Source organism: Rhodococcus daqingensis (assembly GCF_042665615.1).
GTDB lineage: Bacteria > Actinomycetota > Actinomycetes > Mycobacteriales > Mycobacteriaceae > Rhodococcus_G > Rhodococcus_G daqingensis.
In genome coordinates this window covers 559,103-580,033 of sequence record NZ_JBHTCS010000009.1, presented here as the reverse complement: position 1 = coordinate 580,033, position 20,931 = coordinate 559,103, and the positions used below count along the sequence as shown (strand labels likewise).

At 69.5% G+C, this 20,931-nt stretch carries 16 protein-coding genes and 1 riboswitch; of the genes, 10 read left to right on the top strand and 6 right to left on the bottom strand.

Annotated elements, in window-relative coordinates; translation table 11 throughout:
• Nucleotides 1-92 precede the first annotated feature (92 nt).
• Nucleotides 93-1,286, bottom strand: coding sequence for a homoserine O-acetyltransferase MetX (metX, locus tag ACFQS9_RS07245; RefSeq protein ID WP_417715319.1), 1,194 nt, complete (start codon nt 1,284-1,286; stop codon nt 93-95).
• Nucleotides 1,283-2,596, bottom strand: a complete 1,314-nt coding sequence (locus ACFQS9_RS07240) for a bifunctional o-acetylhomoserine/o-acetylserine sulfhydrylase (RefSeq protein ID WP_378402948.1) — start codon at nt 2,594-2,596, stop codon at nt 1,283-1,285. The genes metX and ACFQS9_RS07240 overlap by 4 nt, the downstream gene beginning before the upstream one ends.
• Before the next feature lie 136 nt (nt 2,597-2,732).
• Nucleotides 2,733-2,850: riboswitch (SAM riboswitch) on the bottom strand.
• A 181-nt stretch (nt 2,851-3,031) separates the two neighbouring features.
• Here ACFQS9_RS07240 and ACFQS9_RS07235 point away from each other — a divergent pair.
• Entirely contained in the window at nt 3,032-4,423 is a 1,392-nt protein-coding gene (locus tag ACFQS9_RS07235) for an amino acid permease (RefSeq protein WP_378402946.1), read from the top strand.
• An 83-nt stretch (nt 4,424-4,506) separates the two neighbouring features.
• The gene (hutH, locus tag ACFQS9_RS07230; protein ID WP_378403209.1) at nt 4,507-6,048 is read left to right on the top strand and encodes a histidine ammonia-lyase; all 1,542 of its coding nucleotides are present in this window, start codon (nt 4,507-4,509) and stop codon (nt 6,046-6,048) included.
• A gap of 41 nt (nt 6,049-6,089) precedes the next feature.
• Here the strand turns inward: hutH and hutG are convergent, their stop codons facing one another.
• From hutG to hutU, 3 genes are read right to left on the bottom strand one after another with little or no spacing between them, the layout of a single operon-like run.
• Nucleotides 6,090-7,043, bottom strand: a complete 954-nt coding sequence (gene hutG / locus ACFQS9_RS07225) for a formimidoylglutamase (RefSeq protein ID WP_378402944.1) — start codon at nt 7,041-7,043, stop codon at nt 6,090-6,092.
• On the bottom strand, nt 7,040-8,215 hold the full coding sequence (gene hutI / locus ACFQS9_RS07220; protein ID WP_378403207.1) for an imidazolonepropionase: 1,176 nt from the start codon (nt 8,213-8,215) through the stop codon (nt 7,040-7,042). The genes hutG and hutI overlap by 4 nt, the downstream gene beginning before the upstream one ends.
• Nucleotides 8,216-8,243: 28 nt before the next feature.
• On the bottom strand, nt 8,244-9,914 hold the full coding sequence (gene hutU, locus ACFQS9_RS07215; protein WP_378402942.1) for a urocanate hydratase: 1,671 nt from the start codon (nt 9,912-9,914) through the stop codon (nt 8,244-8,246).
• Nucleotides 9,915-10,255: 341 nt separating this feature from the next.
• Between hutU and ACFQS9_RS07210 the strand changes: the two genes are divergently transcribed.
• The 8 genes from ACFQS9_RS07210 to ACFQS9_RS07175 all read left to right on the top strand — a co-directional run bounded on the left by ACFQS9_RS07210 (nt 10,256) and on the right by ACFQS9_RS07175 (nt 20,342).
• Entirely contained in the window at nt 10,256-11,473 is a 1,218-nt protein-coding gene (locus tag ACFQS9_RS07210; RefSeq protein WP_378402940.1) for an NADP-dependent isocitrate dehydrogenase, read from the top strand.
• Nucleotides 11,474-11,619: 146 nt separating this feature from the next.
• On the top strand, nt 11,620-14,637 hold the full coding sequence (locus ACFQS9_RS07205) for a non-ribosomal peptide synthetase (RefSeq protein ID WP_378402938.1): 3,018 nt from the start codon (nt 11,620-11,622) through the stop codon (nt 14,635-14,637).
• A complete protein-coding gene (locus ACFQS9_RS07200) occupies nt 14,634-15,347 on the top strand; it encodes a formyltransferase family protein (protein ID WP_378402936.1) in 714 nt (237 codons plus the stop codon). Before ACFQS9_RS07205 ends, ACFQS9_RS07200 begins: the two co-directional genes overlap by 4 nt.
• Nucleotides 15,348-15,408: 61 nt before the next feature.
• Complete coding sequence (locus tag ACFQS9_RS07195; RefSeq protein WP_378402933.1) at nt 15,409-16,458, top strand: 3-oxoacyl-ACP synthase III family protein; 1,050 nt, start codon at nt 15,409-15,411, stop codon at nt 16,456-16,458.
• A 5-nt stretch (nt 16,459-16,463) separates the two neighbouring features.
• Nucleotides 16,464-17,366 (top strand): hypothetical protein, encoded by a 903-nt coding sequence (locus ACFQS9_RS07190; protein WP_378402931.1) that lies wholly within the window; start codon nt 16,464-16,466, stop codon nt 17,364-17,366.
• A complete protein-coding gene (locus tag ACFQS9_RS07185) occupies nt 17,363-19,057 on the top strand; it encodes a fatty acid CoA ligase family protein (protein ID WP_378402929.1) in 1,695 nt (564 codons plus the stop codon). Before ACFQS9_RS07190 ends, ACFQS9_RS07185 begins: the two co-directional genes overlap by 4 nt.
• On the top strand, nt 19,054-19,305 hold the full coding sequence (locus ACFQS9_RS07180; protein WP_378402927.1) for a hypothetical protein: 252 nt from the start codon (nt 19,054-19,056) through the stop codon (nt 19,303-19,305). The genes ACFQS9_RS07185 and ACFQS9_RS07180 overlap by 4 nt, the downstream gene beginning before the upstream one ends.
• Nucleotides 19,290-20,342, top strand: coding sequence for an NAD-dependent epimerase/dehydratase family protein (locus tag ACFQS9_RS07175; RefSeq protein WP_378402925.1), 1,053 nt, complete (start codon nt 19,290-19,292; stop codon nt 20,340-20,342). Before ACFQS9_RS07180 ends, ACFQS9_RS07175 begins: the two co-directional genes overlap by 16 nt.
• Nucleotides 20,343-20,386: 44 nt before the next feature.
• Here ACFQS9_RS07175 and ACFQS9_RS07170 read toward each other — a convergent pair whose 3' ends face one another.
• Nucleotides 20,387-20,923 (bottom strand): hypothetical protein, encoded by a 537-nt coding sequence (locus ACFQS9_RS07170; protein ID WP_378402923.1) that lies wholly within the window; start codon nt 20,921-20,923, stop codon nt 20,387-20,389.
• Nucleotides 20,924-20,931 lie beyond the last annotated feature (8 nt).

Below are 20,931 nucleotides of genomic sequence, written 5' to 3'. Positions count from 1 at the left end.
GGGGTGGATCACGGACGCACGCACGGCGCAGATGCTATCGACATGACGTGCCGGCCGAGGACGATCACGAGAATCGGCCTCGGCCGCGTGGATCAGACGCTGTCGGCCGCGGCCGCGCGGCCCGCCCTGGCCAGCGCCATGGTCTCGCCGAGCAGCTCGGTCACCCACTCCGCTTCGGTGAGGAAGCCGTCGTGACCGTATCTGGAGTTCACCACGCGCAGCCCGTCCGACCCGGGCAGGTGTTCGGCCAGCTCCTCCTGCTGCCGCAGCGGGTAGAGCCGATCGGAGTCCACGCCGCCGACGATGACCGGGACGGGGGTGGAGGCCAGCGCCGCCGCGACCCCGCCTCGGCGGCGGCCCACGTCGTGACGGTTCATCGCCTCGGTCAGCAGGACATAGGTGCCCGGGTCGAAGCGGGCGACCAGCTTGTCGGCCTGGTGCTCGAGGTAGCTCTGCACCGCATATCGGCCGCCGTGCCACGGGTCCTCACCCGGTTGCGTGGCGTTCTCGAACCTGGTGTCGAGCTCGTCCTCGGTGCGGTAGGTCAGATGCGCGATGCGGCGCGCGATGCCCAGTCCGGTGCGCGGCACCCGCCCGGTGCCGTGGTAGTCGCCACCCATCCAGTCGGGGTCGGCGGTGATGGCGGCCATCTGGGTGGTCTGGGTCCCGATCTGGTCCGCGGTCGCGCGTGCCCCGACCGCCAGGATCATCGCAGTACCGACCCGATCCGGGTGGCCCACCGTCCATTCGAGCGCGCGCATGCCACCCATCGAGCCGCCGACCACGGCCGCGAACCGGCTGATGCCGAGAAGGTCGGCGAGCGCGACCTCAGCCGACACCTGGTCGCGGATGGAGATCTCCGGGAAGCGTGACCCCCACGGCCTGCCGTCCGGGTCCAGCGAGGCGGGCCCGGTGGTGCCGCGGCAACCCCCGAGGACGTTCGTGGCGAGCACGCACCACTCGTCGGTGTCGATGGGGGCGCCGGGGCCGATCATGCCGTTCCACCAGCCCGGCGACGGGTGCTCGTCGTCCACCGGACCGGACACATGCGAGTCCCCGGTCAGGGCGTGCTCGACGAGCACCACGTTGTCGAGGGTGTCGCTCGGCACGCCCCAGGCCTGGACGGCGAGGGTGACGTCGGGCAGGACGGCCCCGCTCTCGAGCTCGAGGGGGCCGATGCCGATGCTCGTCAGGCGCCCGTTCGGCGGCGGGAACCCCGCGAGGGACGGTGTGAGTCCCTGCGGAGGCCGCGCCGAACGGGCGTCTGACTCGGAACGGACTGTCAAGACGCCGCCGCCGCGAGGCCGGCCTCTAGATCGGCCAGGATGTCGTCGATGCCCTCGATCCCGACCGCGAGCCGGACCAGGCCCGGGGTGACGCCCGACGCGAGCTGCTCGTCGGGGGTCAGCTGCGAGTGGGTGGTCGAGGCGGGATGGATGACGAGCGAACGCACGTCGCCGATGTTGGCGACGTGGCTGTGCAGGGTCAGGGCGTTCACGAACCGCTTGCCCGCATCGACCCCGCCGGCGAGCTCGAACGCCACGATCGCGCCCGCGCCCTTCGGTGCGAGCTGCTGTCCGCGCTCGTACCAGGGCGAGGAGGGCAGGCCTGCGTATGCGACCGACACGACCTCGGGTCGCGCCTGCAGGAACTCGGCGACCCGCTGGGCGTTCTCGACGTGCCGCTCGATGCGCAGACTCAGCGTCTCGAGGCCCTGGCTGATGAGGAACGCGTTGAAGGGCGACACCGCGGCGCCCACGTCGCGGAGCAGCTGCACACGGGCCTTGAGGGCGTAGGCGGGCGCGCCGAGATCGGCGAACACCGCACCGTGGTAGCTGGGGTCGGGGGTGGTGAAGTTCTGGTGTCGACCCTGGGTCCAGTCGAAGGTGCCGCCGTCGACGATGACGCCCGCGATCGCCGTGCCGTGCCCGCCGAGGTACTTGGTCGCCGAGTGGACCACGATGTCGGCGCCGTGCTCGAGCGGACGGATCAGGTACGGAGTGGCGACCGTGTTGTCGACGATCAGCGGGATGCCGTGCTCGTGCGCGACGGCCGAGACGCCGGGGATGTCGAAGACGTCGTTCTTCGGGTTGGAGATCGTCTCGCCGAAGAAGGCCTTGGTGTTCGGCTGGATGGCCGCGCGCCACTGCTCGAGGTCGTCGGGGTCCTCCACGAAACTGACCGTGATGCCGAACTTGGGCAGCGTGTAGTGGAAGAGGTTGTAGGTGCCGCCGTACAGGCGCGGGCTCGAGACGACGTGGTCGCCCGCCTCCGCCAGGTTCAGGATCGCGAACGTCTCCGCCGCCTGACCCGAGGCGAGCAGGAGGGCCGCGACGCCACCCTCGAGCGCGGCGATCCGCTGCTCGACGGCGTCCTGGGTCGGGTTCATGATCCGGGTGTAGATGTTGCCCGGCTCGGCCAGCCCGAACAGTGCGGCCGCGTGATCGGTGTTGTTGAACGTATAGGAGGTGGTCTGGTAGATCGGCAACGCGCGGGCGTTGGTGGTCGCGTCGGACGTCTGCCCGGCGTGGATCTGCTTGGTCTCGAAGCTCCAGGCGGCGGTCGGGTCGACGGTCGCGGGGGTGTTCTCGCTCATGTGTTGTCTACTCCAAGAATTTGGGGGAGAGCGGCGCAGTTCGGGCGCCAGGGGGCAAGAATGGGTCCTATCTGCGACAACAACACATGGTGAACCTCCGGTGGGTCGTGGCCCGGTTTGTGGGTCCGTCCCGACGGACCCGCGCTTGCCATCCGAACTGTTTCTCGGACAACCCGGTCATCACCCGGGGCACCCCACCGCGGATGGAGGGTTGCCGACCAGCTAGCCGGGGCTTGATGCTGGCACTCATGACCGCACTCGATATTAGCGGCTCGGGTCGCGCGGTCGACAGCTAGGGGGCGGCGATTCGCCCCTGGAGGCCGTACGGCCGAGCCCGGCGACCGCGGGTGACCTGCATTACAACGCTAAACTGCTGGGCGAATCGTCAGGTCCGGGCATTCGCCCGAGTTCGAGCACCGCGCAGGGAGACCGATAGTGAAAGCCGCCACCACGGCGCTGACCCGAGGTCTCACCTCCCGGCACATCCGGTTCATCGCGCTGGGCTCTGCCATCGGAACGGGCCTGTTCTACGGTTCGGCCGCGGCGATCGAGCAGGCCGGCCCGTCGGTGCTGCTGGCCTACCTGATCGGTGGCGTCGCGGTGTATCTGGTGCTGCGGGCGCTCGGCGAGATGGCCGTGAGCAATCCGGTGTCCGGGTCGTTCGGCGAGTACGCGAGCAAGCACCTCGGCCCGCTGGCCGGGTTCATGACCGGGTGGACGTACGCCTTCGAGATGATCGTCGTCTGCCTGGCGGACGTGACCGCCTTCGGCGTCTACATGGGTTTCTGGTTCCCGGACGTGCCGCGCTGGATCTGGGTGCTGGCGATCGTCTTCTTCATCGGCGCGATCAACCTGCTCAGCGTCAAGGTGTTCGGCGAGCTCGAATTCTGGTTCACCCTGGTCAAGGTCGCCGCCATCGTGGCGATGATCGCGGCGGGCGTCGCGATCCTGATCTTCGGGTTCGGGGTGCACGACACCGGCACCGGCATCAGCCAACTGTGGACCGAGGGCGGGTTCTTCGCGACCGGCTTCGGTGGGTTCGTCGGCTGCTTCGCGATTGTGGTCTTCGCCTTCGGCGGGACCGAGATCATCGGCGTCACCGCGGGCGAGGCGCAGGATCCGGAGCGGACCATCCCGCGCGCGGTCAACACGGTGCCGATCCGGATCATGCTCTTCTACGTGCTCACCCTCGCCGTGATCATGGCGATCAACCCGTGGCAGAGCATCGGCACCGACGGCAGCCCCTTCGTGCAGATCTTCCAGGGGCTCGGTATCGGCCCGGCCGCGACCGTGCTGAACATCGTGGTGATCACGGCGGCGCTGTCGGCGATCAACAGCGACATCTTCGGCGCCGGCCGGATGATGTACGGGATGGCCCAGCGCGGCCAGGCGCCCGCGGTGATGAAGCAGGTCTCCCGCAACGGGGTGCCCTGGATGACCGTCGTGATCATGACCGCCACCCTGCTGGTCGGGGTCCTCCTGAACTACCTGATCCCGGAGAAGGTGTTCCTCGTGATCGCCTCGATCGCCACCTTCGCCACGATCTTCGTCTGGCTGATGATCCTGCTGTCGCACTACCGGTCGCGACGGCAGATGAGCGCGGACCAGACGTCGGCGCTGAAGTTCCCGGTGCCGTTCTGGCCGTACGGGCAGATGCTGGCGATCGCCTTCCTGGTCTTCGTGATCGTCGTGCTCGCGTTCTCCGCCGACACCAGGGTGGCGTTGGTGGTCGGGGCCGTGTGGCTGATCCTGCTCACCCTCACCTACCTACGTTTCGTCCGTCCGCAGCCGGAATCGGAGCCGGAGCTCGTGCGTCAGCCGTCCTGACGGCGATTCCCCCGCGCCGCGCCCGATGTAGCGGGAGGATGTGACCATCAGCTCGCTTCCCTACGGAGGAGGCCGCGGTGGACATTCCCGAACCGGTTGTGGTCGGCGTCGGCCCCCTGACGCCCGACCAGGTGCTGCGCGTCGCCCGATCCGGCGCCCCGGTGCTCCTGGCGGACGAGGCGGTGTCCGTCATGGCGTCGACGCGGGCGCACGTCGAGGCGCTCGCGCGGGACGCCGGTCCGGTGTACGGCGTGTCCACCGGTTTCGGTGCGCTCGCCACCCGGCACATCCCGCCGGAGTTGCGCGCCCAGTTGCAGCGCAGCCTGATCCGTTCGCACGCCGCGGGGTGCGGTCCGGAGGTCGAGCGGGAGGTGGTGCGCGCGATGATGCTGCTGCGCCTGTCCACGCTGGCGACCGGTCGCACCGGGGTGCGGCCCGCGGTCGCGGGCGCCTACGCCGCGCTCGTGTCGGCGGGGATCACGCCCGTGGTCCCCGAGTTCGGCAGCCTCGGCTGCTCGGGCGATCTCGCGCCGCTCGCGCACGTGGCGCTCGCGGTGACCGGGGAGGGCCTGGTCCGAGATGCCGCGGGGACGCTGGTGCCCGCCGCTGACGCGCTGGCCGCGGCCGGGATCGTGCCGGTGGTCCTGGAGGAGAAGGAGGGCCTCGCGCTCATCAACGGCACTGATGGGATGCTCGGCATGCTGCTGCTCGCCTGCGACGACCTGCACCGGTTGCTGCCGCTGGCCGATATCACCGCGGCGATGAGTGTCGAGGGTCTGCTCGGCACGGACCGCGTGTTCGCCCCCGATCTCCAGGCATTGCGCCCGCATCGCGGTCAGGCCACGGCGGCGGCGAACATGGTCCGGCTGCTGGCGGGATCGGAGATCGTCGCCAGCCATGCCACCCCCGATTGCCCGTTGGTCCAGGACGCCTACTCGCTGCGGTGTGCTCCTCAGGTCGCGGGCGCGGCCAGGGACACCCTCGCCCATGCCGAATGGGTCGCGGCGTGTGAGCTAGCGAGCGCGATCGACAACCCGGTCGTGACCCTCGACGGCCGGATCGAGTCGAACGGCAACTTTCACGGGGCGCCGGTGGCGTACGTGCTCGACTTCCTCTCGATCGTCGTCGCGGATGTGGCCGGCATGAGCGAACGCCGAACCGATCGCTTCCTCGACGCCGCGCGCAGCCACGGGCTGCCCCCGTTCCTGGCCTACGACCCCGGGGTCGACAGCGGACACATGATCGCCCAGTACACCCAGGCGGCGATCGTCTCGGAGCTCAAGCGCCTGGCGTCGCCCGCCAGCGTGGACTCGATTCCCTCCTCCGCCATGCAGGAGGATCACGTGGCGATGGGATGGTCGGCCGCGCGCAAGCTGCGACGGTCGATCGACGGAATGACGCGGGTGCTCGCGATCGAGGCGCTCACCGCGGCACGGGGCCTCGACCTGCGGGCACCGCTGCGGCCGTCGCCCGCGACCGGTGCGGTTCGAGACGCGATCCGGCGCCGCGTCGGGGGTCCGGGGTCGGATCGGTTCCTCGCACCCGAGATCGGGGCCGTCGTCGAGCTGGCGGCCTCGGGTGCGCTGCTCCGGAGCGCCGAATCCGTGATCGGGGAACTGCGCTGACGGGACCGTCAGCCCAGCCACCACGGCCTGCCGCTCTGGGGTCAGCTCGGCGCCCGTGAGGTGACGACACGATGGATCAGCCTGGCCGCGGTCCTTGACGTGCGGTTGTCCGGGTCGAGCCTGGGGTTGAGCTCGGCGACGTCCAGCAGCGCGAGCCTGCCGCTGCGCGCGACGAGGTCACACACCCGCTGCACCACCTCGACCGGCACGCCGAACGCCGCGGGGGCGCTGACGCCGGGCGCGATCGACCCGGGCAGGACGTCGAGGTCGATGGTCAGGTGCACCAGGTCCACCGTTCGGAGGAACTCGTCGACGAACGACTCCACCGCGGGCAGATTCGCCGCGCTGCACTCGTCGTCGAGGAGGTGCCGCACGCCCAGCGACGCGGCCCGCGCGAACAGTGCCGGGGTGTTGCTCGGCTGCGCAATGCCCAGCACCGCATAGTTCAGCGAGCGACCCGCCGCCGCCTCGGCTTCGGCCATCTGCAGAAACGGCGTTCCGGAATTCGGCACGGCGTCGTTACGAAGGTCGAAGTGCGCGTCCAGGTTCAGTACCCCGAGGCGCGCCCCGGAAGCGATCGCGGTCGAACCCGACAGCCCGAGATAGCTGCCGTAGGCCACCTCGTGCCCGCCCCCGAGCACGGTGACGAAATGGCCGGCGTCGAGCAACCCGGCCACCACCTCGCCGAGTCGCCGCTGACCGGACTCCAGGTGGCCGACCGCCACCGCCACATCGCCTGCGTCGAACAACCGGATCGGATCGGCGAGCGCCATCGACGCCAGCGCATGGCGCAGCGCGGTCGGGCCTCGCGCGGCGCCCGGCCGCCCCTTGTTCCGTCGTACTCCCTCGTCGCTGCGGAAGCCGACCAGAACCGTTGCACCGGGTGCGATGTCGGGCTCGAACGCAGACACCGCCGAGTGCCAGCGCAGGTGCTCGGGCCCGGGGCCGTCGTCGCGCCCGGACCAGGTGCCGGGAATGAGATCGACTCTCGTCATTGTCGGTACCCGTCCTTCCAGACCTCATGGACCAGTGGCACGCCCGGCCGGTACGCCAGGTGCAGGTGCGACGGCGCGTCCAGTGCGATCAGGTCGGCCCGGGCCCCGACGCGAATGTGCCCGATGTCGTTGCGCCGCAGGGCAGCCGCGCCGCCGGCCGTCGCGGCCCACACGGCCTCGTCCGGGCTCATGTGCATCTCGCGTACCGCCAGGGCGATGCACAGCGGCACGCTGGTGGTGTAGCTCGTGCCGGGGTTGCAGTCCGCAGCGATCGCGACGGTGACTCCTGCATCGAGCAGGGCCCTCGCATCGGGATACCTGTTGCGCGTGGAGAAGTCGGCGCACGGCAGCAGCGTCGCGACCGTCTGGCCACCGGCCAGTGCCTCGACGTCCTCGGCGGTCGCGAAGTTGACGTGATCGACGGAGGCGGCGCGCAGGTCGACGGCGAGCCGGATCCCGGGCCCGTGGCCGAGTTGGTTGCCGTGGACCCGCGCCATCAGGCCGGCGGCGATGCCCGCCTCGAGCACGGTCCGCGACTGATCCTCGTCGAACGCGCCCTTCTCGCAGAACACATCGACCCACCGGGCGTTCGGTGCGCACGCCGGGACCATCTCCTCGCACACCATCCGCACGTACGCGTCGCTGTCCCCGGCGAACTCGGGCGGGGTCAGGTGCGCGGCCAGCAGCGTCGTCTCGGGCGTGAACGCCGCCGCGACCTCCAGGCTGCGCAGCTCGTCGACGACCGACTGCCCGTAGCCGGACTTGCATTCGATGGTGGTGGTGCCCGCGCGCAGGGACTCGGCGACCAGGCGTGCGGTGTTCGCACTCAGCTCGGCGTCCGTCGCGCCGCGGGTCGCGGCGACGGTGGTACGGATGCCGCCCGCGGCGTACGCGGTGCCGGCCATCCTGGCCGCGAACTCCTCGGCCCGCTCGCCGCCGAAGACGAGGTGCGCGTGGCTGTCCACGAATCCGGGCATCGCCACCCGGCCGTCGAGGTCCACGGTGGCGTCCGCGCCGCCCTCCGGGATGTGGGCACGCGCGCCCACCCACTGCACGATGCCGTCGCCCAGCACCACTGCGGCGTCCCGGATGAGCCCGAGCCTGCCCTCGCCGGTCTCCGGGTCGTTGGTGACCAGTGTGCCGATGTTGTCGATGACCACCCAGGGGCTGATGCTCACGGTCTCAGGCCTCCCACATGTCTCAGGCCTCCCACATCGGGATGCGGATCCCGCGTGCGGCCGCCACCTCGGCCGCGCGGGGGTACCCGGCGTCGACGTGCCGGATGACGCCGGTGGCGGGGTCGTTGGTGAGCACCCGCTCGAGCTTGCGTGCGGCCAGTTCGGTGCCGTCGGCGATGCACACCTGGCCGGCGTGGATGGACCGTCCCATCCCGACGCCCCCGCCCTGGTGGATCGACACCCACGACGCCCCGGAGGCGGTGCTGACCAGCGCGTTGAGCAGCGGCCAGTCGGCGATGGCGTCCGAACCGTCGGCCATCGACTCGGTCTCCCGGTACGGGGACGCGACCGAGCCCGCGTCGAGGTGGTCGCGGCCGATGGCCAGCGGTGCGGACAGTTCGCCGGAGGCGACCATCTCGTTGAACCTCAGTGCGGCCCGGTGCCTTTCCCCGTAGCCGAGCCAGCAGATGCGTGCGGGCAGCCCCTCGAATCGGACCTTCTCGCCTGCCAGGGTGATCCAGCGGCGGAGGTGCTCGTTTTCCGGGAAGAGCTCGAGAATCGCGCAGTCGGTGGCCGCGATGTCTGCGGGGTCACCGGAGAGCGCGGCCCAGCGGAAGGGGCCGCGTCCCTCCTCGAACAGCGGGCGGATGTAGGCGGGCACGAAGCCGGGGAAGTCGAATGCCCTGTCGCAGCCGCCCCGTCTGGCCTCGTCCCGGATCGAGTTGCCGTAGTCGAACACCTCGGCTCCCGCGTCCATGAACCCGACCATGGCCCGGACGTGCTGTGCCATCGATGCGCGGGCCTCGGTCGTGAACCAGGCGGGGTCCTCCTCCGCCATCCGGTGCCAGTCCGCGACCGCGACCCCGATCGGCAGATAGCTCAGCGGATCGTGCGCGGAGGTCTGATCGGTGACGATGTTGATCGGCGCGTTCATCGCGAGTAGTTGCGGCACCACCACGGCCGCGTTGCCGAGCAGCCCGATCGACAGCGGGCGGCCCTCATGACGGGCGAGGACGGCCATCTCCAGCGCCGACTCGACACTCTCGGTCTTGACGTCGAGGTAGTGATGCGCCATCCGGCGATTGATCCGGTCCGGGTCGCACTCGACGCAGATCGCAACACCGCCGTTCATGGTCACCGCCAGCGGCTGGGCCCCGCCCATGCCGCCCAGCCCCGCGGTCAGGGTGATCGTCCCCGCCAGCGAGCCCCCGAACCTCTTGCGGGCGACCGCGCCGAAGGTCTCGTAGGTGCCCTGCAGGATTCCCTGGCTCCCGATGTAGATCCAGGAGCCGGCGGTCATCTGGCCGTACATGATCAACCCGAGCGCCTCGAGCCTGCGGAACTCCTCCCAGTTCGCCCAGTCGCCGACCAGGTTGGAGTTGGCGATCAGCACTCGCGGCGCCCATTCGTGGGTGCGCAGCACCCCGACCGGCTTGCCCGACTGCACCAGCAGTGTCTCGTCGTCGGCCAGCGTCCGCAGTGTCCGCACGATCGCGTCGTAAGCCGCCCAGTTGCGGGCGGCGCGGCCGGTGCCGCCGTAGACGACGAGGTCGTCGGGGCGCTCGGCGACGTCCGGGTCGAGATTGTTCATCAGCATCCGGAGGGCGCCCTCCTGCTGCCATCCCCGGCAGGTCAGGGCGCTACCGCGCGGGGCGCGAACCGGTCGCGGACCGGCGTCGGTTTCCTCGGTCATCTCGATCTCCCCTCGATGACGTCCGCCCATCCATCACACCCCGTCGGAACCGGGTTGACCAGAGCCCGGCGGAATCGGCGCATGCCGGCGCCCGGGGACCTCCGAGGTCACGGCCCGGATCCGCGCTGAGCTGGGTAAAGCTACCGATCGGTAGGTTCGCCGCGGCCGGGCCAGCGGTTGCGTCCGAGTCGGTTAGCAGTACGCTCGTCTTGTTTGGTGCGGATCGACTCGGTTCGCACGGGTTGTATAGATTACTGATTGAGTCGTTCGTGGTCTCGCTCACAAAGCGGGGCTCGAGCCGTGTGACCAGGGGACACTTCCTAGGAGGACGCGAATACCACATGTCCAAGATCAAGGTTGAAGGCACTGTCGTCGAACTCGACGGCGATGAGATGACCCGCATTATCTGGCAGTTCATCAAGGACAAACTGATCCATCCGTACCTGGATGTGAATCTCGAGTACTACGACCTCGGTATCGAGTACCGCGACAAGACCGATGACCAGGTCACGATCGACGCCGCGCACGCGATCAAGAAGCACGGCGTCGGCGTCAAGTGCGCGACCATCACGCCGGACGAGGCCCGGGTCGAGGAGTTCGGCCTCAAGAAGATGTGGCGTTCCCCCAACGGGACCATCCGCAACATCCTCGGTGGCACGATCTTCCGCGCGCCGATCATCATCTCGAACGTCCCGCGACTGGTTCCGGGCTGGACCAAGCCGATCATCATCGGCCGTCACGCGTTCGGCGACCAGTACCGCGCCACCGACTTCAAGGTCCCCGGCCCCGGCAAGGTGATGATCACCTACACGCCCGAGGACGGCAGCGAGCCGATCGAGCACGAGCTGGTGAACTTCCCCGAGGGCGGCGGCATCGTCCAGGGGCAGTACAACTTCACCAAGTCCATCGAGGACTTCGCGCGGGCCTCGCTCAACTACGGCCTGCAGCAGAACTACCCGGTGTACCTCTCCACGAAGAACACCATCCTCAAGGCCTACGACGGCGCGTTCAAGGACATCTTCCAGAACATCTACGAGACCGAGTTCAAGTCCGAGTTCGACGCCGCGGGCCTGACCTATGAGCACCGCCTCATCGACGACATGGTCGCCTCCGCGCTCAAGTGGGAGGGCGGCTACGTCTGGGCGTGCAAGAACTACGACGGCGACGTCCAGTCGGACACCGTCGCGCAGGGCTTCGGCTCGCTCGGCCTGATGACGTCGGTGTTGCTCACGCCGGACGGAAAGACCTGTGAGGCGGAGGCCGCGCACGGCACCGTCACCCGGCACTACCGCCAGCACCAGCAGGGCAAGCCCACCTCGACGAACCCGATCGCGTCCATCTTCGCGTGGACCCGGGGTCTCGAGCACCGCGGCAAGCTGGACAACACCCCCGAGGTGATCGCGTTCGCGCAGCAGCTCGAGGATGTGGTCATCAAGACCGTCGAGGGCGGTCAGATGACCAAGGACCTCGCGCTGCTCGTGGGCGGTGACCAGGGTTACCTGACCACCGAGGAGTTCCTCGGTGCGCTCGACGAGAACATGCAGAAGGCCACCCGCTAGCGGGGGCGCGCACAGCAGGAAAGTGGGACCAGCCCCAGGTCGGGGCTGGTCCCACTTTCCGTTTGTCAGGGGCCGACTCGGGCAACCTCATGCGGAGTCTCCGGCGAACCGATACTATTCCGGCACCCCCCTGGCTAGGAGCGACGTTGTCTTCCGTTGTGCCCCTTTTCGAACGACCGATCTCGCCCACCGAACGTCTGTACCTGGCGATGCAGACGCTGGCCCCGCCCTTCGCGATCCAGTTGGTGATCCAGGGGACCGGCTCGATCGACGAGCGGGACCTCTCGGTCGCCGTCGCGGGCGCATCCGAATCCTGCCCCGGTGCCCGGCTCGTGCGGCGCGGTGAGCGCTGGGTGGACAGCGGCATCGCGCCCCCGGTGGTGGTGGCCGCGGAACACTCGTTGTCGGATGCCCCGCTCGACGACCACCCGATGCTGAGTCGGCCGCTGGACCCGGAACACGGACCCACCTGTGAGGTCCTTCTGCTCGGAAGTGCTCGGAACACGCTGGTGCTGCGAGCTTTTCACGGCGTGATGGACGGAAGAGGACTGCATCTCTGGGCGGCCGAGGTGTTCCGCTTGCTGCGCGGTGAGCGGACGCTCGGAGCGCGGGACGCGATCGCCGATCACAGCCTCGTCGAGTCGCTCGGGGTCGACGGCAAGCCGACCGCGCTGCTCCCCACCGCGCGTTCGCCCTTCGGGCGCGCCCGCCCGGCGCCCGGCGAGCCGGATTTCCTCTGGCGCAGGCGCACCGTGGATGGCATCTCGCCCGCCGTGGTCGCGCGGATCGCCGACCTGATCACGACGGCGGTCGGCGGCAAGACCCGGATCATGGTTCCCGTCGACCTGCGTCGGCACGACAAGGACCTGCGGTCGACGGCCAACCTGGCGCTGCCTCTGTTCCTCGACGCGGTGCCCGGTGACGGCTGGTCGCGCATCCACGCTCGACTGCTGCGCGGGATGGTGGAGTCCCGCGAACTCGGCGAGATGAACAACGGTGGGCTGCAGAAGATGCCGGTGTGGATGGCGCGGGCAATCCTGCGCACCGGCATGTCCGTCGGCGCCCGAACCGGGGGAAACCTGGTATCGGCGATCGTCTCCCACACGGGCACAGTCGATCTCGATGAGCTGAGCTGCGACGGGTTCTCCGCCTCCGAGGTGTGGGGGCTGCCGGTGCACACGGGCATGGTGCCGCTCTCGATCGCCGTGCTGGAGGCCCGCGGGCGAACCGAGCTCGTGGTGTCCTGCCGCAACGGTGCGGGGATCGGGCCCCGGCTCGAGCGCCTGCTGGACGACATCACCGGGGCGCTCGAGACGCAGACGGAGGGGCAGCCGGCCGAGACGGAACCGTCCCCGCCGGGACCGACGGTGACGAGCGTCTTCGGTGACCTTGTCCGGGACGCCCCGGATGCCCTGGCCGCGATCGGCCCGGACGGTCGGCTCAGCTACGGAGAACTCGACGCGCGCGCCGACGTCGTGGCCGCGGAGTTGCGTGCACGCGGTGTGCGTCGCGGGGACGTCGTGGCGCTGCTGGCCCGGCGGACCCTCGACGCGGTGGTGGGACATCTGGGAATCCTCAAGGCGGGCGCGGCTTTTCTGGCGCTCGATCCCAAGCACCCGGACGAGCGGATCATCGGCATCCTCGCCGATTCCGGTGTGCGTCACTGCGTCACCGAACGGGCGTCGAGCGAGCGCGCCGCGTTCGGCGACACCGATGTCCTGGTGGTCGACGACCTGCCGCATTCCGGGGCAGAGAAGGCCGCGGATGTCGCGACCCCCGACGACCTGGTCTACGTCACCTACACCTCGGGTTCGACGGGGCGGCCCAAGGGTGTCCAGGTCGAGCACCGGGGCATCGTGAACCTGATGCGCTCGGCCACCGACTGGTACCGGCTCGGACCCGAGACCCGCTACGCGCACTATCACACGCAGGCCGCGGACATGGCCTGTGCCGCACTGCTGCTTCCGCTGCTCAGTGGCGGTGCGGTGGTGCTGATCCCGGACGATGTCAATCACCTGGTCTTGTCGGAGATGCTCGAGGGCCCCACGGTGAACACGATGATGGTGACTCCGAGCCTGCTCGAGGTGATCGTCCGCCTCGAACTGCGGCCGGAGGGGATGCGCGCGGTCAGCATCGGTGGCGAGGCACTGCACGGGCCGCTCGCCGCGCGTGCCCGCGACCTGCTCGGCCCGGAGTGTCGGCTGCTCAACAGTTATGGGCCCGCGGAGATGTCGATCGTGTGCACCGCCCAGGTACTCGACGACGAGCCGTCGGCGGCGGCCCTTCCGGTGCCGATCGGGTCGCCGGCCGCCGACACCACGATCCACCTGCTCGACCGGGATCGAGCTCCGGTGCCCGACGGTGAGGTCGGTGAACTGTATTTCGGTGGTCCGCAGGTGGCGCGCGGGTACCTGAACCGTCCGGAGGTGACCGCCGAACGCTTCGTCACGCTGGCGGCGGGCGAACGGTGCTACCGGACCGGGGACCTCGCGCGCAGGCTCCCCGGCGGTGCGCTCGAGTTCGCGGGTCGCGTCGACAGTCAGGTGAAGATCCGGGGCAATCGTGTCGAGCCAGGCGAGGTGCAGGCGGCCGTCGAGCAGCATCCACTGGTCGCCAGGGCCGCGGTGGTCGCGGTCCGGCGTGCGGAGCGAGGCGACAACATCCTGGCCGCGTATGTGGTGGGCACCGCCGAGGCGGGCGGCGCTGAGCTGGCCCAGCAATTGCGGGCGTTCCTGGCGCAGAAGGTGCCCGCGTACATGATCCCGGCCGAGATCCACGTCGTGGACGAGATCCCCATGACGGCCAACGGCAAGCTGGACAGCGCGGCGCTGAGCGCCGATACGGCGGCCGCGGGACCGGGGACCGACGCCGGGTCCGGTCCCGAACCGGAGGCCGCCAGGCGCCACGAGCACGAGATCGCGGCGATCTGGGCGAAGGTCCTCGTGGTCGACGTGAGCACCCTGCGCGCTGATTCGGACTTCTTCGCCCTCGGCGGGGATTCGCTGGCCTCGGTGGAGATGCTCTCGCAGGTCTCGAGGACGGTCATCGGGCGGGCGGGGGAAGCGGCGTTCGTCGCCGAACTCGACGACCTGGTGCACCACCTCACTCTCGGCCGGGTGTGCGCGGCCGCCGCGCGGGCGCAGGGCCTCGGGGATCTCGCGTGATCCTGGTCGGGGGCGGCGCACTGCTGTGGCGCGCCGCGAGATTCGCGTCGGCATCGGGTTTCGTGGTGGATCTGGTGTGCACCGGTCCGGGTGATCTCGCTCCCGCGGGGCTCGAGCAGCTCGCACACCTGGAAACCACGGACATCGACGCCGTCGCCGGGCCGGTCGCCGACGCCTGCACCGACTCGGTGGTGTGGTCGATCAACAACTCGATGATCTTCGGGCCCGAGCTCGTGCACTCCGATCTGCGGATCTACAACATCCACAACGGCCCGCTGCCGGAGTTCCGCGGACTGCCCGCCGCCGCGATCGTGCACGCGATTCTCCAGGGGCGCACCGAGTACGCGGCGACGCTGCACCGGGTCGACTCGGGGATCGACACCGGAGCGGTGGTCGACGTCGAGCGGTTCGCGATCGCGCCCGACGATCGCTTCCAGGAGGTCATGATGAACGGATTGCGTGCCTGCCACGAGCTGTTCGAGCGGAGCCTGCCCGCGGTGATGAGCGGAGCGGAACCGTCCGTGCCCGCCGCCGCGGGCCCGGGCGGCTACTACGGCGCGGCCAGCATCCGCGACCTCGCCGTGCATCGCGGCAACGAGAACTTCGAGCGGGCCACCGCACTCGGGGTCTTCGCGCCCCGCTACCCGGCGATCGCCGCCGCGGCGGAAGGCGGCGCAGTGAGGGATTTCGAGGCCGCCGGACTGATGTGAAGTTCCACCGAAGAGAACGCCGAACCACCAGCCAGATCTACCAACCCCCAAGAGGATCCAGATGACCAAGTCGAGGTTCGAATCGATAGGCGCGTACCTCCCGTCCACGGTGCTCAGCACAGAGGACCTGCTCGCCAGGCTTGCCGCGCCGCCGAGCTTCGATCTCCAGGCCATCACCGGGGTCGTGAACCGCCGGGTCTACGACGCGAGCGCCGACACCTACGAGGATTCGTTCGTCCTGGCGTGCAACGCCGCCCGCGACGCACTCTCGCGCTCGAGCTATGAGGCGGGTGATCTCGACGTGATCATCTCGACGTCGATCTCGCGGAGCAAGGACAGGGACGTCATGTACCTGGAGCCCTCGTTCGCCTCGATGCTCGCCAAGGAGCTCGGCGTCAAGGGCGCCATCCACTTCGACCTGTCCAATGCCTGTGCGGGGATGCTCAGTGGCGTCTACGTGCTCGACCGCATGATCCGGTCGGGTGCGGTCCGCAGCGGGATGGTCGTGAGCGGCGAGCACATCACGCCGATCTCGGAGACTGCGGTGCGGGAGATCTCGGACAAGTACGATCTGCAGTTCGCCTCGCTGTCCGTGGGTGATTCGGGCGCGGCCGTGATCATGGACCGAGCGGTCGACGACGCCGACAAGATCGACTACATCGAACTGATGACGGCGTCGGAGTACTCAAATCTGTGCATGGGCATGCCGAGCGACCGCTCGCAGGGCATCGCGCTGTACACCGACAACCGCAAGATGCACAACGAATCCCGGTTCCTGCTGTGGACGAATGCTCAGCGCGAGTTCCTGGAGGCGAGGGGCCGGACCTTCGCCGACGAGGAGTTCGATTTCATCATCCACCACCAGTTCGGCGCCTCCGCCGTGGTGTACATGAACGCACTCGGGGAGAAGGAGTTCGGCACCCCGATGCCGCCGGCGCTCAACGTGGTGGAGAAGTACGGCAACACCTCCAGCACCTCACATTTCATCGTGTTGCACGACCATCTGAAGGACAAGGCCGTCCCGAAGGGGTCGAAGATCCTGATGGTTCCCGCGGCGTCCGGAATCGTCACCGGCTACGTGTCCGCCACGATCACGTCCCTGGAGGTCTGAGCAACATGGGTATCTCGATCAAGTCCACGGGGATGAGCGTGGCCACCGCGACGACGAGCGCGATCGAGCATTCGGCTCGCGCGGCACGCGGCGCCATGCGTACGGCAGGAATCGAACCCGAGCAGGTGGGCGTGCTCATCAACACCGGCGTCTACCGCGATTCGAACCTGTTCGAGCCGGCCATTGCGGCGCTGATCCAGAAGGAGGCGGGGATCGGTCTGGAGTATCCCGAGGGGTCGAGCAGGTCGTTCTCGTTCGACCTGATGAACGGGGCCTGCGGGGTGCTCAACGCGGTGCAGGTGGCGACCGCGTTGCTCGAGACCGACAGTGCGCAGTACGTCCTGGTCGTCTCGGGGGACACCCATCCCTCGCTGCAGCGTCGAAGGCCCGCCGCGGACTTCCCGTTCGTCACGGCGGGGGCGGCGATGCTCCTCGAGAAGACCGACACCCCATCGGGATTCGGGCCGGTTCAGGTCGCGGAGCTGGAGGGGACCCCGGCGACGAGGGGGTTCGCCAACACCGCCGAGATGGGCATCCACGGCCGCTCGCTCGTGACCGTGGAGCGCGAGGAGGGATTCGAGGAGCGTCTGCTCGAGGTGGCGGGTGTCGCGGCGGGTAAGGCGATCGGGGCGCACGAGGGCGGGCTGGACCTGTCCCGGACGGCTCTGATCAGCTCGCGGCCGACCGCGGGGTTCCCGGCCGCGCTGGCCGCGCGGCTGGGCATCGCGCCGGAGGCGGTGTTCGGCAGCGGTGAGGTCGAGGGTGACGCACACACAGCCGCGTTGACGGTGGCCTATCACCAGGTGGACCAGGCGATCCTGGCCGGATACGACAGTGTGCTGTTCGTCGCCGCGGGCGCCGGGCCGAGCGCGGCCGCCAGCGTGTACCGGTTGGCGCCGACGGCGTGAGTAGCGCGACGACCACGACGGCGGTGCCCGCCCGGCCCCCGGCGCACTGCGGTTCCGTCGAACGGATCCGGGCGATGGCGCTCGCGCATCCCGATCTCGAGGCGGTGATCTACCCGGACGGCCAGGGTGAGGCGGGTATCCCGGCGTACGGCCGCCTGACCTATCGGGAGCTCGACGACTGGTCGGACCTGCTCGCGCAACGGTTCGAGTCGATCGGTATCCGGCGCGGCGTGCGGACCCTGCTGTTGGTCACCCCCGGACCCGAGTTCTACGCGATCATGATCGGGCTGCTCAAGGTGGCTGCCGTGCCCGTCGTGATCGATCCGGGTATGGGTCTGCGTCCGATGCTCACCTGCCTGAAATCCGTGTCACCGCAGGCGTTCATCGGTATCCCGAAGGCGCACTTGCTGCGGTTGGTGTTCCGCTCGTCGTTCGCGACGGTGGGGGCGAAGGTGACGGTCGGCCGAAAGCTGTGGGGCGGCCATTCCCTTCGGGCCTGGGGCCGGACGCCGGACCGGCCGGTGGTCGCGAGCCAGGAGGCGCCCGCCGACGAGGTGATGATGATCGCGTTCACCACGGGGAGCACCGGCCCGGCGAAGGCGGTCAACCTCACCCACGGCAACCTCGCCGCGATGCTGGACCAGGTCGATGACGCCCGGAAGCGGGTGCCGCCCGAGACGTCCCTGATCACGTTGCCGATCTTCGGGGTCCTCGACCTGATGCTCGGCTCGCGTTGCGTGCTGCCGCCGATCGTGCCGGGGGAGGTGGGTTCGACCGATCCCGGGCACGTGGTGGATGCGATCCACCGGTTCGACATCCGGACGATGTTCGCGTCGCCGGCGGTGCTGGTCCCGTTGGTGCGGTACGCGCAGGCGCATGACGTGCGGCTGCCGTCGGTGCGGTCCGTCTTCTCCGGCGGCGCGCCGGTGCCCGACCATGCCATCGCGGCGCTGCGCGCGATCCTCCCGGCCGAGGCGGAGGTGACCGCCGGATACGGATCGACGGAGGCGTTGCCGATGTCCGCGATCGAGTCACGCGAGCTGCTCGGTGAGTTCGTCGACCGCGCCCACGCCGGAGCCGGGACCTGCATCGGTCGGCCGGCGCTCGGCCTCGAGGTGAGGGTCGTCGGCATCACCGACGACCCGATCCCGTCGAGGTCCGACGAGACGGCTGCGGGTGGGATCGGCGAGATCGTGGTGGCGGGACCGAACGTGAGCACCAGCTACGCGTGGCCGGAGTCGGCGAACGTGCTCGGCAAGATCAGGGACGGTGACCGGATCTGGCACCGGACGGGTGACCTGGGCTGGATCGACGAGGGCGGCCGGATCTGGTTCTGCGGGCGCAAGAGTCAGCGCGTCCGCACCGCGGAGGGCGCTCTGTTCACGGTCCAGTGCGAGCAGATCTTCAACACGATCCCCGAGGTGTTCCGGACCGCGTTGGTCGGCGTCCGCGGTGAGGGTGACACCCGCCCGGTGCTCTGCGTCGAGTTGATGCCGGGTGTCCGGGGGAGCGAACGGGCCCGGATCGAGGAGGAACTGCGCGAGCTCGGTGCGCAGAGCCACACCACCGAACGGATCCACGACTTCCTCTTCCATCCCGGCTTCCCGGTCGACATCCGGCACAACGCGAAGATCGGGCGCGAGAAACTGACGGTGTGGGCGGCGTCGCAACTGGTGAAGGCGGAACGATGAGTACGAAGGTCACGGTGCTGCGCGCCATCCCGGTGCTGGGATGGATCTACCTGGTGGCCGGGCTCATCCGGCCCTCCGGCAACCGCATCGCGCGGGCGGTGTGGTGGATCGACGTCGTACTCAGCGTCGGCGCGCACGCCGCACAGATCCCGGCCGCGTTGAAGGAAGGCCGAGCCAGGGGACACTCGGACGTGAAGATCGCCGCGATGACGATGCTGCTCGGCGCCACCTGGTGGCGGACGCAGTGAGGGCACTGGTGACCGGTGCGAGCGGATTCCTCGGTGGCGCGCTCGCACGCCGGTTGGTCGCGGACGGCGAGATGGATGTCTCAGTGCTGGTGCGCCGGAGCAGCAACCTCACCGATCTCGGCGACACCTCGAGGATGACCGTCGTCCATGGCGACCTCACCGACCGCGACTCCCTGGTCGAGGCGACGCGGGGAGTGGACGTGGTGTTCCACAGTGCCGCCCGGGTGGACGAACGCGGTGTCCGCGAACAGTTCTGGAATGAGAACGTGCGGGCGACCGTCGACCTGTTGGAGGCGTCCCGCCGAAATGGGGTGTCGCGCTTCGTGTTCATCTCCAGCCCGAGCGCGTTGATGGAGTACGACGGCGGCGATCAGATCGACGTCGACGAGTCGGTCCCGTACCCGAGCCGGTACCTCAACCTGTACTCCGAGACCAAGGCCGCCGCCGAGCGGCGCGTGCTGGAGGCGAACGGCGCCGACCTGATCACCTGTGCGCTTCGGCCGCGGGCGATCTGGGGTGCCGGCGACCGATCCGGGCCGATCGTCCGGCTGCTCGCGAAGGCGTCCGCGGGCTCCCTGCCGGACATCTCCGGCGGTAAGGACGTGTACGCCTCGCTCTGCCACGTCGACAACATCGTCGACGCGTGCGTGCGGGCCGCGAGCGCGGACCACGTCGGGGGCAAGCCGTACTACATCGCGGACGCCGAGACGACCAACGTGTGGGAGTTCGTCGGGGTGGTGGCGCGGATGTTCGGGTTCTCCCCGCCCAGCCGCAGGCCCAATCCTCGGGTGCTGGCCGCGGTGGTGAACGTCGCCGAGGTGATCTGGAAGGTGCCCTACATCGCGACGCGCTGGTCGCCGCCGCTGTCGCGGTACGTGATCGCGCTGATGACGCGCAGCGCGACCTTCGACACCGGCGCGGCCCGACGAGATCTCGGGTACGTCCCGATCGTGGAGCGGGACACCGGCCTGGCCCGGTTCAAGGCCTGGGTCGACGAGCAGGGCGGCATCGCGGAGCTGGCGCGGCCGCTGCGCTGAGCGCTCCGACCGCGAACCGATCGTGTGGCGAGCCGGGCGGCCGTTCAATCCCCCGCTCGGACCCGCCGCACCTCGAGCACGGCCTCGCGGACCTCTTCGGGCACCCATTCGACGCGAGCCGCGAGCGTGTGTCGACCGCGCTTCTCGGCCACGAGGGTGCAGCGGAGTGGAAGCCCGGAGCTCTCGACTTCGCTGGAGCTGCTCGATCCCGTGGTGGCCTTGCCGTCGAAGGCGCCGCACGTGGTGGAGTCGCCAGGGCCGTCACCCGGAGAGAGGGTGACGGTGAGCGTCGAGGCCTCGAGTTCGTCGTGTACGGCGTTGCTCCGGCTGCGTGAGCTGTTCGGGTAGCCGTCGGCCGTGCCCACCGTCACGTCGAGGCGGAAGGTCAGCTCGTCGCCGGCCGCGAGATCGACGGCGAGGGTGGGTGATGCCGCGCGGAGGTCCATCTCGCCGAGGCGATCGCCTCTCGGCCAGAGAAAGTAGGCAGCGAAACCCGCGATGGTCGCCAGGGAGATCCCGATCACGGACACGACGATGAGCGCGGGGTTCCGTCGCTTGACCGGCGACGCCGCTGTATCCATGCACGCAG

Excerpts from the sequence above, each read along its gene's own strand:
- ACFQS9_RS07240 (WP_378402948.1), bottom strand. The coding sequence starts at position 2,596 with ATGAGCGAGAACACCCCCGCGACCGTCGACCCGACCGCCGCCTGGAGC.
- hutG (WP_378402944.1), bottom strand. The coding sequence starts at position 7,043 with ATGACGAGAGTCGATCTCATTCCCGGCACCTGGTCCGGGCGCGACGAC.
- hutU (WP_378402942.1), bottom strand. The coding sequence starts at position 9,914 with ATGACCGAGGAAACCGACGCCGGTCCGCGACCGGTTCGCGCCCCGCGC.
- ACFQS9_RS07210 (WP_378402940.1), top strand. The coding sequence starts at position 10,256 with ATGTCCAAGATCAAGGTTGAAGGCACTGTCGTCGAACTCGACGGCGAT.
- ACFQS9_RS07195 (WP_378402933.1), top strand. The coding sequence starts at position 15,409 with ATGACCAAGTCGAGGTTCGAATCGATAGGCGCGTACCTCCCGTCCACG.
- ACFQS9_RS07190 (WP_378402931.1), top strand. The coding sequence starts at position 16,464 with ATGGGTATCTCGATCAAGTCCACGGGGATGAGCGTGGCCACCGCGACG.
- ACFQS9_RS07180 (WP_378402927.1), top strand. The coding sequence starts at position 19,054 with ATGAGTACGAAGGTCACGGTGCTGCGCGCCATCCCGGTGCTGGGATGG.
- ACFQS9_RS07170 (WP_378402923.1), bottom strand. The coding sequence starts at position 20,923 with ATGGATACAGCGGCGTCGCCGGTCAAGCGACGGAACCCCGCGCTCATC.